Origin of the sequence: Flavobacterium silvisoli, assembly GCF_004329815.1 — a bacterium.
In the GTDB taxonomy this organism is placed as follows: domain Bacteria; phylum Bacteroidota; class Bacteroidia; order Flavobacteriales; family Flavobacteriaceae; genus Flavobacterium; species Flavobacterium silvisoli.
Map to the genome: position 1 here is coordinate 116,085 of NZ_SJPE01000006.1, position 13,035 is coordinate 129,119.

At 39.2% G+C, this 13,035-nt stretch carries 11 protein-coding genes; 4 read left to right on the forward strand and 7 right to left on the reverse strand.

All coding sequences use genetic code 11. The features are described 5' to 3' along the window. Positions 1 to 5 precede the first annotated feature (5 nt). The 7 genes from groL to miaB form a co-directional block, all read right to left on the reverse strand. Positions 6 to 1,637 carry a chaperonin GroEL gene (groL, locus tag EZL74_RS06855; protein ID WP_131475859.1) on the reverse strand — a complete coding sequence of 544 codons (1,632 nt, stop codon included), beginning with the start codon at positions 1,635 to 1,637 and terminating at the stop codon, positions 6 to 8. 45 nt (positions 1,638 to 1,682) lie between these two features. After that, positions 1,683 to 1,958 carry a co-chaperone GroES gene (locus tag EZL74_RS06860; protein WP_131475860.1) on the reverse strand — a complete coding sequence of 92 codons (276 nt, stop codon included), beginning with the start codon at positions 1,956 to 1,958 and terminating at the stop codon, positions 1,683 to 1,685. A 138-nt stretch (positions 1,959 to 2,096) separates the two neighbouring features. Beyond that, positions 2,097 to 2,438, reverse strand: a complete 342-nt coding sequence (gene secG / locus EZL74_RS06865; RefSeq protein WP_131475861.1) for a preprotein translocase subunit SecG — start codon at positions 2,436 to 2,438, stop codon at positions 2,097 to 2,099. Between the two features lie 4 nt (positions 2,439 to 2,442). Continuing rightward, on the reverse strand, positions 2,443 to 3,267 hold the full coding sequence (locus EZL74_RS06870) for a tetratricopeptide repeat protein (RefSeq protein WP_131475862.1): 825 nt from the start codon (positions 3,265 to 3,267) through the stop codon (positions 2,443 to 2,445). A 19-nt stretch (positions 3,268 to 3,286) separates the two neighbouring features. Then, positions 3,287 to 3,790 (reverse strand): LptE family protein, encoded by a 504-nt coding sequence (locus EZL74_RS06875; RefSeq protein WP_131475863.1) that lies wholly within the window; start codon positions 3,788 to 3,790, stop codon positions 3,287 to 3,289. A gap of 55 nt (positions 3,791 to 3,845) precedes the next feature. Next, the gene (locus tag EZL74_RS06880) at positions 3,846 to 5,108 is read right to left on the reverse strand and encodes a sigma-54 interaction domain-containing protein (protein ID WP_131475864.1); all 1,263 of its coding nucleotides are present in this window, start codon (positions 5,106 to 5,108) and stop codon (positions 3,846 to 3,848) included. Between the two features lie 79 nt (positions 5,109 to 5,187). Next, the gene (miaB, locus tag EZL74_RS06885) at positions 5,188 to 6,636 is read right to left on the reverse strand and encodes a tRNA (N6-isopentenyl adenosine(37)-C2)-methylthiotransferase MiaB (RefSeq protein ID WP_131475865.1); all 1,449 of its coding nucleotides are present in this window, start codon (positions 6,634 to 6,636) and stop codon (positions 5,188 to 5,190) included. Positions 6,637 to 7,005: 369 nt separating this feature from the next. Here miaB and topA point away from each other — a divergent pair, with 369 nt between their 5' ends. The 4 genes from topA to porL all read left to right on the forward strand — a co-directional run bounded on the left by topA (position 7,006) and on the right by porL (position 13,008). Next, positions 7,006 to 9,507 (forward strand): type I DNA topoisomerase, encoded by a 2,502-nt coding sequence (gene topA / locus EZL74_RS06890; protein ID WP_131475866.1) that lies wholly within the window; start codon positions 7,006 to 7,008, stop codon positions 9,505 to 9,507. 3 nt (positions 9,508 to 9,510) lie between these two features. Continuing rightward, the gene (locus EZL74_RS06895; RefSeq protein WP_131475867.1) at positions 9,511 to 10,662 is read left to right on the forward strand and encodes a formimidoylglutamase; all 1,152 of its coding nucleotides are present in this window, start codon (positions 9,511 to 9,513) and stop codon (positions 10,660 to 10,662) included. A gap of 247 nt (positions 10,663 to 10,909) precedes the next feature. Beyond that, positions 10,910 to 12,322, forward strand: coding sequence for a T9SS ring complex lipoprotein PorK/GldK (gene porK, locus EZL74_RS06900; protein WP_131475868.1), 1,413 nt, complete (start codon positions 10,910 to 10,912; stop codon positions 12,320 to 12,322). Positions 12,323 to 12,378: 56 nt separating this feature from the next. Beyond that, positions 12,379 to 13,008, forward strand: coding sequence for a type IX secretion system motor protein PorL/GldL (porL, locus tag EZL74_RS06905; protein ID WP_131475869.1), 630 nt, complete (start codon positions 12,379 to 12,381; stop codon positions 13,006 to 13,008). The last annotated feature ends 27 nt before the right edge of the window (positions 13,009 to 13,035 follow it).

Sequence of the window (13,035 nt, forward strand, 5' to 3'; positions counted from 1 at the left end):
ATATATTACATCATGCCCGGCATTCCTCCGCCCATTGGCATTCCTGTACCGGCATTTTCTTCTTTGATTTCTACCAGAGCACATTCGGTAGTTAAGATCATTCCGGCTACAGAAGCAGCATTTTCCAATGCAACACGCGTTACTTTTTTAGGGTCAATGATTCCGGCTTTCAGCATGTCAACGTATTCATCGGTTTTGGCATTGTATCCAAAATTAGCTTTTCCTTCGGCCACTTTGGCTACCACAACAGAACCTTCTAAACCGGCATTTTCTACGATAGTTCTTAACGGAGCTTCTACAGCACGAGATACGATTTGAATTCCGGTTGACTCATCAGCATTGTCAGCTTTAAGTTTCTCTAAAACCGATTTGGCTCTTAACAAAGCAACACCTCCACCGGCTACGATTCCTTCTTCTACAGCTGCTCTTGTGGCGTGTAGGGCGTCATCTACACGGTCTTTTTTCTCTTTCATTTCTACTTCGGAAGCAGCGCCAACATAAAGTACGGCAACACCACCGGCTAGTTTAGCCAAACGCTCCTGTAGCTTTTCTTTGTCATAATCAGAAGTGGTGGTTTCCATTTGAGCCTTAATTTGATTCACACGATTTTTGATCATGTCGGCATTTCCGGCACCGTTTACAACAGTAGTGTTGTCTTTATCAATAGTCACTTTTTCGGCTGTTCCCAACATTTCCAAAGTAGTGTTTTCTAATGTATAACCACTTTCTTCGGCAATAACGGTTCCTCCGGTTAAAATGGCAATATCTTCTAACATTGCTTTTCTTCTGTCGCCAAAACCAGGGGCTTTTACTGCTGCAATTTTCAACGCACCGCGTAGTTTGTTTACCACTAAAGTTGATAAGGCTTCGCCATCAACATCTTCCGCAATAATCAATAATGGTTTTCCTGATTGTGCTACCGGTTCCAGTATAGGTAATAATTCTTTTAATGAAGAAACTTTTTTGTCATATAACAAAATATAAGGTCTTTCTAATTCTACCTCCATTTTTTCAGGATTGGTAACAAAGTACGGAGACAAATAGCCTCTGTCAAACTGCATTCCTTCTACCACATCAACATACGTATCTGTTCCTTTGGCTTCTTCTACGGTAATTACTCCTTCTTTTCCTACTTTGGCGAAAGCCGTAGCAATCAATTCACCAATAACTTCGTCATTATTGGCCGAAATGGAAGCGATTTGTTTGATTTTTTCAGAGTCGCTGCCCACTACTTGAGCTTGTTTGTCTAGGTCGGCCACAATCGATTCAACGGCTTTGTCAATACCTCTTTTTAAATCCATAGGATTGGCACCGGCTGCTACGTTTTTCAATCCTTCTTTCACGATAGCTTGTGCCAAAACAGTTGCAGTAGTGGTACCGTCACCGGCTAAATCATTAGTTTTAGAAGCTACTTCTTTAACCATTTGCGCACCCATGTTTTCGAGTGCATCTTTCAACTCAACTTCTTTAGCTACGGAAACACCGTCTTTGGTTACCGTCGGTCCGCCAAATGATTTTGAAATGATTACATTTCTTCCTTTTGGTCCTAAAGTTACTTTAACAGCATTGGCTAATGCATCTACTCCGCGTTTTAAGCCGTCACGTGCTTCAATGTCGAATTTTATATCTTTTGCCATAATTTGTATTTATTTAGTAAAATTTGTTGATTTGATTTTTTGGAATTAGATAATTGCAAGAATGTCATCTTCGCGCATGATTAAATAATCTTTTCCGTTGAATTTTAAATCGGTTCCAGCGTATTTGCCATAAAGAACGGTGTCTCCGACTTTAACGGTCAAAGGTTCGTCTTTTTTACCGTTTCCTACAGCAACAACAGTTCCTTTTTGCGGTTTTTCTTTTGCGGTATCCGGTATGATAATTCCAGATGCCGTTTGGGTTTCTGCCGGTGCAGGTTCCACAATAACTCTGTCTGAAAGGGGTTTAATGTTTAATGCCATAATTATAAATGTTTATGTTATTTTGAATGTTTGGTTTCGATTTTTTCAGAAATTGTGCCAAGGCTTTAAAACTGACATTTTTTCCTAAAAAAAATGCCAGCATGTCAGCGCTGGCATTATATTGTTAAGTGGTATTCCTTATTTTTTTTCAGACTCAGGAGCAACTGGTTTTGCCGGAGTCGTAGTAGCCGGTTTAGCAGGGGCAACCGATTCTTTTTCGTCAATGATTTTGGAATTAGCATCGCTCAGACTTCCGGAGAAACTTAAGCTTGATAACAAAATCAAAACGATTAAGACAGTGGCCAGCGTCCAAGTACTTTTATCTAAAAAGTCTGTTGTTTTTTGTACACCTCCCATTTGGGTTGATCCGCCTAATGAAGAAGATAAACCGCCTCCTTTTGGGTTTTGTACCATGATTACAATAATCAATAGAAAACAAACTATTGTGATTAATACTAAAAAGATTGAAAATGTGCTCATTATTTTAATTGTTATTTTGTTGTACTATTTTAATATCCGAAATACGGTCTGCAAAGAAACTACTTTTTTCCGGATATTTCAAAATTAATATTTCATAGGCCTGAATTGCTTTGGAATATTTTTTCTGTTCCAAATAAACACGGGCTAAAGTTTCGGTCATCAGATGGCTGGTGTCTTCGGCAATCGGTTCAATGGCGGGCAAAACAGCATCTTTGGCAATAGGCGAAATCTTCGGATTGTTTTCGATGAATTTGTCAATCAGTTCCAGTTTTTTCTTTTTATTTTCATCGATGGCGGCAATTGGTTGTGTGGTTTCTTCTCTTACAATTGGTTTTAATCGTGACAATTGCAGCCACTCCTGAAATGAATGTTTTTCATTTCTGGAAAACTCGAGTGGTTTGCCTATGGCGAGTTTTTCTTCTGCTTTTTGCTCTTCAGTGGGCGTTGCTTCTTTTATAGAAGTCAATATAGATTGTTCTAAAGGATCAATTTCAGATTTTTTGCCTTCTACTACGATGATTTCACTGCCAACAACGTTCATGTTCATCAATTCTTCCAGTTTCTTTTCATACAATCCTTTTTGAACGGCAACAAAAGAGTCGGAAGTAATAAAGTCAAATAGGACGCTTCGGTCAGTAGTATAAGCGGCGCAAACTTTTAAGGCATAGTTATAATTGAAACTATCCTGATTGTACAAATGCTTCAGTTTCAAAACACGGGCACTTTGAAAATACGGAAACGCCGAAAGTACATTGTCCAACGTGTCAGCATACCGGTCGTTAATGGCTTCGGGTTTGTTGAGTAAATATGTAAAATCAGTTAAATTCAATTGTTTCAGGATTTAGAATTTACCATTTGGCTAAGGAAGCATTGAAAACATCTTGTGTGATTCGTTCAAAAATTTCATCTATGTATCCATTGAGTGTTGAGCCCGTAGGCAGTTCAATGCCATCATAATCGCGGTAAAATGAAAAGCGTTTTTCAAAGTTGTCACTTTCCTTATTTTTATTGATGAAGCGAACATTTACTGTGATGGTCAATCGGGTTTGTGCTGCTTTTTGATCGGCGGTAGCAGTCATCGGCGTGGCATTGTAGCTTACAATTTCACCTTCGTAAACCAAGTCGCCGTTGGTATTGGTCAGATTCAAATTAGTTTGATTCTGAATGATTTCTTGCAGTTTTATGGTAAAAGTACGCTCAATGCCCGGTTCAACTATGTCAGCATTGTTTTGAAAATAATTCACCTGAAAGGTCTTGGCATCAATTTTTCCTGTTCCGGTAAAATTGTATACTGAGCAGCTGTTCAGGCTAAAAAAAACGAAAGCACAGAGTATGTATTTAAAAATCTTCATGGCTCAAATATAACCATTATTGGGTTTAAGGATTGCTTTTTTTGGGGTTTTACCTTTACAAATTGAACTGTTTTATTTTTCGGTAAAGTGTTCGCTCAGAAATGCCCAATTCATCAGCCGCGGCTTTTCGTTTTCCTTTGTTCCGTTCCAATGCTTTTTTGATCAGTTCCAGTTCTTTGGCTTCTAGACTCAGCGTTTCTTCTTCCTCCACAGTTTCGGCCATTAAATAATTGGTGTCGTCTTCATCATCAAATTCCTCTTGTTGCGATTGGGTTGGAGTAGGAATGATGTTCATTCTCGGCTCGTCTTCAAAAGCAATTTCTTTTTCATTAACCGTTGAGCCATATACTTTTTGAATCAAACTCGGATTGATGTCCTGCACTTTACTGCCGTTTTTCATCAATTCCAGTGTTAGTTTCTTCAAGTCGTTCAAATCGCTTTTCATGTCAAAAAGCACTTTGTATAAAATATCCCTTTCGGTAGCAAAATCACCTTCTGCTTTTTTTCCGCCTATAACCGATGGTAAAGCGGTGCCTTCTAAAGGCAAATACGATTGCAGGGTTTGTAATGATATGTCGCGATTGGTCTCTAAAACAGAAAGTTGTTCGGCTACATTGCGCAACTGGCGTATGTTCCCGCTCCAACGGTATTTTTGTAAAAACTGAACAGCATCTTCGCTAAGCTTGATTGGAGGCATTTTGTATTTATGGGCAAAATCAGAAGCGAATTTTCGGAACAATAAATGAATGTCGTCTTTACGGTCTCTCAAAGGAGGCAACGGAATGTCAACCGTACTCAGGCGGTAATACAAATCCTCACGGAATTTACCTTTTTGGATGGCCTCAAACATATTTACATTGGTGGCCGCAACGATACGCACATTAGTTTTTTGTACTTGAGACGAACCTACTTTAATGAATTCACCATTCTCCAATACACGCAACAAGCGTACTTGAGTGGTAAGGGGCAGTTCTCCTACTTCATCTAAAAAAATAGTACCGCCGTCAGCCACTTCAAAATAGCCTTCGCGGGTATTCGTTGCACCGGTAAAAGCTCCTTTTTCGTGCCCGAACAATTCACTGTCAATCGTTCCTTCGGGAATCGCGCCACAGTTAACGGCTATGTATTTGCCGTGTTTTCGGTGTGAAAGCGAATGGATAATTCTCGGAATACTCTCTTTACCCACGCCACTTTCCCCTACTACCAATACGGAAATATCAGTTGGGGCAACCTGTATGGCTTTCTCGATGGCGCGGTTGAGTTTCGGGTCGTTTCCGATAATCTCAAAACGTTGTTTGATGCTTTGAACGGATTCCATTTTTTTAATTGATTAATTGATAATTAACAATGGATAATTGATTTAGAGATCCTAATTATCAATTATCCATTATCAATTGTTAATTCATTTCACTATAACCTACCGCTTCACCAATCAAAGTGGCAGTAGTGCAATCGGTAATTTTTACCAATACAAAATCGCCTTCTTTGTAATGCTCTTTAGGGAAAACAGTGACTACATTTTCAGAATTTCTGCCACTCCAGTGTTTGTCTGATTTCTTTGATTCTTTTTCAATCAAGACTTCTACCGTTTGTCCTAAGAAACGCTTGGTTCTTTTTTCACTTAGTATTTGTTGCAAGTCTACAATTTCCTGTAAACGTCTTTTCTTTACTTCTTCCGGTACATCATCTTCCATTTTACGGGCTGCCAAAGTACCGGGTCTCTCAGAATACGCAAACATATAGCCGAAGTCGTATTCTACATATTCCATCAAACTCAACGTGTCTTGGTGATCTTCTTCGGTTTCGGTTGGGAAACCGGCAATCATATCTTGCGAAATGGAACAGCCCGGTATGATGCGTTTGATTTTATCCACCAATTCCATGTACTCTTCACGGGTGTGCTGGCGGTTCATTTCTTTTAAGATTCGGGTACTGCCGCTTTGCACCGGTAGGTGTATGTAATTGCATACATTATCATATTTGGCAATCACGTGCAACACTTCTTCGTGCATGTCCTGCGGATTGGAAGTCGAAAAACGGAAACGCATTTTCGGAAACTGAATAGCACACATTTCCAATAACTGAGCAAAGTCGACTGCCGTGGCTTTTTGCATTTCGGTAGCCTTGTCAAAATCTTTTTTCAAACCGCCGCCATACCAAAGGTAACTGTCAACGTTTTGTCCTAAAAGGCAAACTTCTTTAAAACCTCTGTCCCACAAATCCTGAATCTCAGCCATAATACTTTGTGGTTCACGACTGCGCTCACGACCTCGGGTAAACGGTACTACGCAAAATGTACACATGTTATCGCAACCGCGTGTGATAGAAACGAAGGCATTTACGCCATTACTGTTCAAACGCACCGGAGACACATCGCCATACGTTTCGTCTTTAGAAAGGATAACATTGATGGCATCACGACCTTCTTCCACTTCTTTCAAAAGATTCGGTAAATCCTTGTAGGCATCCGGGCCGACAACCATATCTACAATTTTTTCCTCTTCAAGAAATTGACTTTTCAAACGCTCAGCCATGCAACCCAAAACACCCACCTTCATACTCGGATTGATGCTGCGTTTCACCGCTTGGTATTTTTCCAAACGTTTTCTTACGGTTTGTTCCGCCTTGTCTCGTATAGAGCAGGTATTGACCAAAACCAAATCGGCTTCCTCCAATTTTTGAGTAGTATTATACCCTTGCTCAGTCAAAATTGAAGCGACAATCTCACTGTCCGAAAAATTCATCGCACAGCCGTAGCTCTCTATAAATAATTTTTTTTGGTTCCCTTCTTTTTGCTCTAAAACCAAGCTGGTACCTTGTTTTTTCTCGTCTATTTCCTTTTCCATCTTAGGCTGAATTTATTTCAGTATCGTATGCATCATCCCGATTTTGCGTTTTTCGGGACAGCAAAGATAATACTAAATTCGGAAATCTGACAAGTTGGCAGAATCGGTTTAACAAAAGTTTTGGAGCGAATGGGTTAGGCGTGTCGGGAATCCCTATTCCCGCTTTACGGGTTACGCGGTAACCTCTTCAATCGGGGCTAAAAAAGGGCTTGTCTTTTGTCTCGGTTAACACCCTAAAAACGTTTTATGAAAAGACTGTATATATATTAAGGTATAAAATTCTTTTATCGGTCAATCACCGTTAAAAACCAACACTAAATCGATATTTTAAAAAAAACGTTTACTTTTGTCCGCGTAAACAATAGGGATATGGCAAAGAATTTAGTTATCGTGGAGTCGCCGGCAAAGGCAAAAACAATCGAAAAATTTCTCGGTAGTGACTACCAGGTTGAGTCAAGTTACGGGCACATTGCCGACTTGCCTTCCAAAGAAATAGGAGTAGATGTTGAACACGGGTTCAAACCCAAGTATGAAGTCTCCGCCGATAAAAAAGCTCTGGTGACCAAGTTGAAAGGGCTAGCCAAAAAAGCCGATATGGTTTGGCTGGCTTCCGATGAGGACCGCGAGGGAGAAGCCATTTCCTGGCACTTAGCAGAAGAATTGAAATTGGACAAAGCCAAAACCAAACGCATTGTTTTCCACGAAATTACCAAATCGGCCATTCAAAAAGCCATAGAAAACCCACGCGGCATTGATTACAATTTAGTTAATGCACAACAAGCACGAAGAGTACTAGACAGATTGGTAGGGTATGAGTTGTCTCCCGTGCTTTGGAAAAAAGTAAAAGGAGGGTTATCTGCCGGACGTGTGCAATCAGTATCTGTTCGCTTGATTGTGGAAAGAGAAAGAGAAATTCAGGAATTTAAACCGGTGGCTTCTTATTCAGTTACGGCCGAGTTTACCAATGAAGCCGGTAAAGTAGTGAAGGCCAAATTGCCTAAAAACTTTGCCACTAAAAAAGAGGCTGAAGATTTTCTTCAAAAGAATATTGGCTCTACTTATAAGGTAGCCGATTTAGAAACCAAACCCACCAAAAAATCACCGGCAGCTCCGTTTACGACATCCACATTACAACAAGAAGCGGCCCGCAAATTATATTTACCCGTTGGCATCACTATGCAAATTGCACAGAGGTTGTACGAGGCCGGACTCATTACTTACATGAGAACCGACAGTGTCAACCTTTCACAGGAAGCCATGACTGCAGCACAAGCTGAGATTACAAGTTTTTACGGGGCGGAATACAGCAAACCCAGAAATTACAATACCAAATCCAAAGGTGCTCAGGAAGCGCACGAGGCAATTCGTCCAACGGACATGTCGCGTCACACAGTGAATGTGGAAAGAGATCAAGCGCGTTTGTATGAACTCATTTGGAAAAGAACCTTAGCCTCACAAATGGCTGATGCCGAATTGGAACGAACTAATGTTAAAATTGAAGCTGACAACCATTCTGAAGTGTTTCAGGCCACCGGAGAAGTCATCAAATTTGAAGGCTTCTTAAAAGTATATTTAGAAGGGAATGATGAAGATGATGAAGAACAAGAAGGCATGTTGCCGGCTTTAAAAGTTAATGAAAAATTGACTAACAACAATATTACGGCTACAGAGCGATACACGCGCCCGGCTTCAAGATATACCGAGGCCTCGTTGGTTAAGAAGTTGGAAGAATTGGGCATCGGTCGTCCGTCAACCTACGCGCCAACTATTTCTACCATCATCAACAGAAACTATGTTGAAAAAGGAAATTTAGAAGGAGTAGAGCGAAAATACGTTCAGCTCACGCTGAAAAACAATAAGGTTGACGAAAAGATTTTAAAAGAAAACACCGGTTCCGACAAAGGGAAATTAGTGCCGACTGATATAGGAACTATCGTGAATGACTTCTTGGTTAAAAATTTTGAAGCAATCCTGGATTACAACTTTACCGCAAAGGTAGAGCAGGATTTTGACGAAATCGCCGAGGGGAACATCGACTGGGCCAAAATGATGCAGGAATTCTACAATAAGTTCCATCCGAATGTCCAGGAAGTTGAGAAAAATGCCGATCGTGAAAGCGGAGAGCGAATTTTAGGAACGGATCCCAAATCTGGAAAACCGGTTTCGGTTCGTTTGGGAAAATTCGGGCCGATGGCTCAAATCGGAAACGCGGATGACGAAAACAAACAGTTTGCCAGTTTGCGTCAGGATCAAAATATCGGTAGTATTACGTTGGATGAAGCCTTGAATTTGTTTTTATTACCCAAAAATCTCGGTACATATAAAGGAGAAGAGGTAGAGGTGAACAACGGTCGTTTCGGTCCGTATGTTCGTTTCGGTAAACAATTTATCTCCCTGCCTAAAGGAGAAGATCCGTTAGATGTCTCCATGGAACGTGCTCAGGAATTGATTGACGAAAAAGCTAAAGCCGATGCGCCTATAGCCGTCTATAAAAATATGGATGTTCAAAAAGGAGTGGGGCGTTTCGGTCCTTTCTTAAAATGGAACGGCATCTTTATTAATGTAAATAAGAAATACAACTTTGATAATTTATCGCAATCCGATATTGCTGAATTGATTGAAGAGAAATTGCAAAAAGACATTGATAAAGTAATCCATAATTGGCCGGAAGAAGGGATACTGGTTGAAAAAGCCCGTTGGGGAAAATCGGTCATTACTAAAGGCAAAATAAAAATTGAACTCAATAAAGATGTTGATGCTTCTAAATTAACCTTGGAAGAAGTCAAAGAAATGATTGAGAAAAAAACACCGGCCAAAAAGACTACAACTAAGAAGACTACTGCTAAAAAAACACCGGCCAAAAAGAAATAAACTATGGAATTTGATTTTTTGTCACCTGTAGATGATGCAATTATTCAATACGTAAAAGGACTGTCTTCGCAACATTTGGGAAGTAAAGTAGCTTTTCATACCGATAAAGAATTTCCCGATACCGACCAGATTAAGGTTGCTGTTGTCGGAGTTCTTGAGAACAGAGGTGATTCAAAAGCTTTTGAAGAAGTTGATTTGATGGCCATTCGGAAGGAATTGTACAGCTTGTTCCCCGGAAATTGGCAAAGTTCTATTGCTGATTTGGGTGATATACTACCCGGAAATTCACTGGAAGATACATTTTTTGCGTTACAGAAAGTAGCCTCCAAATTAATCCGAAAAGGGATTATACCCATAGTATTGGGAGGGACACAAGATTTGACCTATGCCTTATACAGAGGATATGATCATTTGGAACAAATGGTTAACCTGGTGACCATAGACAGTAAGTTTGATTTCGGAAAGCAGGAACAAGGAATCTCATCAGATTCATATTTGTCTAAAATCATTTTAGACGAGCCTAATAATCTTTTCAATTATTGCAATGTTGGTTATCAAACCTATTATAACTCTCAGGAAGAAATCGATTTAATCGAGAAGCTGTATTTTGATGCTTATCGTTTGGGAGAAATTTCAAACAATATAGAATTAGCAGAGCCGGTTTTCAGAGATGCTGATATAGTGAGTATCGATTTAAATTCTGTAAAGTCTTCATATTCAGGAAATTTTATTACTTTTACCCCCAACGGATTTGACGGTAAAGAGATTTGCAGCTTGTCAAGATATGCCGGAATAAGTGATAAAGTGAGTTCGTTAGGGATTTTTAATCACAACAATAAAAAAGAAGAAGCCGTTCTTATTGCACAAATTATATGGTATTTTATAGAAGGAGTGAATTATCGTTCTAATGAATATCCTTTTGGAACCAGAGAGCATTATTTAAAGTACATCGTTCCGCTCGAAAATGAAGAGTTGGTGTTTTACAAGAGTAATAAAACGGATCGTTGGTGGATTGAAATAAATATTTTTTCCGGCCAACACAATAAATTGAAAAAAAACACGTTATTACCATGTTCTCATGAGGAATATCTGAGTGCTTGTAATCAGGAAATCCCCGAAAGATGGTGGAAAGCACAACGAAAGAATAGCCTTTAGGAATAAAAATCAGATAAAAAACAAAGTAGCAAACAATATGTAATAGATAAAACACTTACAAATAATATTTATAAGTGCATTTTGTCGATATTTTTGGTTGTTTTGTCGGTAAAATATTTTTTTATTACGAGAATTAATTTTAGCTTTGGCATGTTAATTAATTTTTGATTTTATAATTGTTTTTTTGAAAAATAATAAATAGGTTTACGCCCTTAAAAAATAGAATATTCAAATAACCCCAATTTATATGAAGAAGTTCATTGCATTCGCATCATTTTTAGCTTTATTAACGAGCTGTGGAGGATCAAGCGACAAAGGTGAGTTAGTAGGAGTTAAAGGAAAAAAATGGCATCCTGAGAAGCCTTACGGGATGACGTTAATACCTGGTGGTGCTTACATTATGGGAAAATCTGACGACGATCCCGCTAATATACAAGATGCGCCAACTAAAACGGTTACGGTTAGATCTTTTTATATGGATGAGACTGAAATCACCAATAGTGAATACCGTCAGTTTGTAGAATGGGTTAAGGACTCTACAATTAGAGTTCGTTTGGCTATTCTTGCAGATGAAGTGGGTCAGACAGCTACCGGTAAAGGTGGTAAAGGCGGAGGAAAGGGAGGAAGCATCGGAGATTATGCTTTCAATGATACTGATCCGGCTAAGATGACTCCTTATGACAAATATATGTATGAGAACTACTATAGTGTTGGGACAGATGACGATCCGTATGCCGGTAGAAGACTAAACAGAAAAGTTAAGCTTATCAAAGAAACCAGTAAATATCCCGATGAATATTACACTGAAGTAATGGATAGTATGTATTTGCCGGTTGCTGAGTCTTTCAATGGTTTGAGAACGATAGATGTAAAAAAATTGAAGTTCAGATATTCTTGGATGGATATACAGGCTGCGGCTAAGGCTAAAGTCGGAAAAAGAAGTTCATTCATCAGAACTGAGCAACAAGAGGTTTATCCGGATACTACCGTGTGGATTAAGGATTTTGCTTATTCATACAATGAGCCAATGCACAATGATTATTTTTGGCACCAGGCATACGGAGATTATCCGGTGGTAGGTGTTAACTGGAAGCAGGCAAAAGCATTCTGTGCTTGGAGAACTTTGAATAAAAATACCTACATCAAATCGAAGAAAAAGCACCAGGATTTAATTAATTCATTCCGTTTGCCAACAGAGGCTGAGTGGGAATATGCGGCAAGAGGTGGTCTGGAGTCAGGTACATTCCCATGGGGTGGACCGTATGCTAAAAATGACAGAGGTTGTTTCTTGGCAAATTTCAAACCTAACCGTGGTGATTATGCTGCTGATCAGGCTTTGTACACAGTTGAAGCTAAGTCATATGAGCCAAACGGATACAATTTGTACAACATGGCCGGTAACGTAGCTGAGTGGACTGATTCATCGTATGATGCTGCTGCTTATGAATATGTGTCTTCAATGAATCCTAATGTACCTGACCTGAAAAACATGCGAAAGGTAGTTAGAGGCGGTTCTTGGAAAGACGTAGCTTACTTCCTTCAGGTGGGAACCAGAGATTTTGAATACGCAGATACCGCCAGAAGTTACATAGGGTTCCGTACAGTTCAAGATTACATGGGAACTCAAGTGACAAAAAACGGTAAAGCACCTAAAAAGTAATTTTTAAAACCAACTTAATTTATATTAACTTAACTAACTAAAAAATTTTTATTATTATGGCATTATTAAGCAAAAAAACAATGAATTTCGCTTACGGTATGGGGGCGGCTGTTGTAATCGTTGGAGCATTATTCAAAATACAACACTGGACAGGAGCGAGTGCTATGCTTATTGTTGGTCTTTCAGTTGAGGCTTTGATTTTCGGTTTATCAGCGTTTGATCCTGTAGATAAAGAATTAGATTGGTCATTAGTGTATCCTGAATTAGCAGGTGGCGAAAGTAAACCAAGAGAGAAAAAAGAGGATGCTAAAGATGCACAAGGGTTATTGTCTCAAAAATTAGACAACATGTTGAAAGAAGCTAAAATCGATGCTCAATTGATGGAAAGCCTAGGAAATAGTATCAGAAATTTTGAAGGCGCTGCTAAGTCAATTTCTCCTACAGTTGATGCAATGGCAGGTCAAAAGAAATATGCTGAAGAAATGACCAAAGCTGCTAGCCAATTAGAAACGCTTAATGGTTTGTACCAAGTTCAATTGCAAAGTGCTGAAAGAAACGCACAAATTAACAATGAGGTTGCTGAAAACAACTTAAAATTAAAAGATCAAATGCAGTCTTTAACTTCCAACTTGTCTTCATTGAACAATGTTTACGGAGGTATGCTTTCTGCGATGAGTAACAGATAATTAGTTTTTTAACTATATATTTTACAA

Bases quoted from the DNA above. Each gene is read 5' to 3' on its own strand.
- groL (WP_131475859.1), bottom strand. From the start codon at position 1,637: ATGGCAAAAGATATAAAATTCGACATTGAAGCACGTGACGGCTTAAAA.
- EZL74_RS06860 (WP_131475860.1), bottom strand. From the start codon at position 1,958: ATGGCATTAAACATTAAACCCCTTTCAGACAGAGTTATTGTGGAACCT.
- secG (WP_131475861.1), bottom strand. From the start codon at position 2,438: ATGAGCACATTTTCAATCTTTTTAGTATTAATCACAATAGTTTGTTTT.
- EZL74_RS06875 (WP_131475863.1), bottom strand. From the start codon at position 3,790: ATGAAGATTTTTAAATACATACTCTGTGCTTTCGTTTTTTTTAGCCTG.
- EZL74_RS06880 (WP_131475864.1), bottom strand. From the start codon at position 5,108: ATGGAATCCGTTCAAAGCATCAAACAACGTTTTGAGATTATCGGAAAC.
- miaB (WP_131475865.1), bottom strand. From the start codon at position 6,636: ATGGAAAAGGAAATAGACGAGAAAAAACAAGGTACCAGCTTGGTTTTA.
- topA (WP_131475866.1), top strand. From the start codon at position 7,006: ATGGCAAAGAATTTAGTTATCGTGGAGTCGCCGGCAAAGGCAAAAACA.
- EZL74_RS06895 (WP_131475867.1), top strand. From the start codon at position 9,511: ATGGAATTTGATTTTTTGTCACCTGTAGATGATGCAATTATTCAATAC.
- porK (WP_131475868.1), top strand. From the start codon at position 10,910: ATGAAGAAGTTCATTGCATTCGCATCATTTTTAGCTTTATTAACGAGC.
- porL (WP_131475869.1), top strand. From the start codon at position 12,379: ATGGCATTATTAAGCAAAAAAACAATGAATTTCGCTTACGGTATGGGG.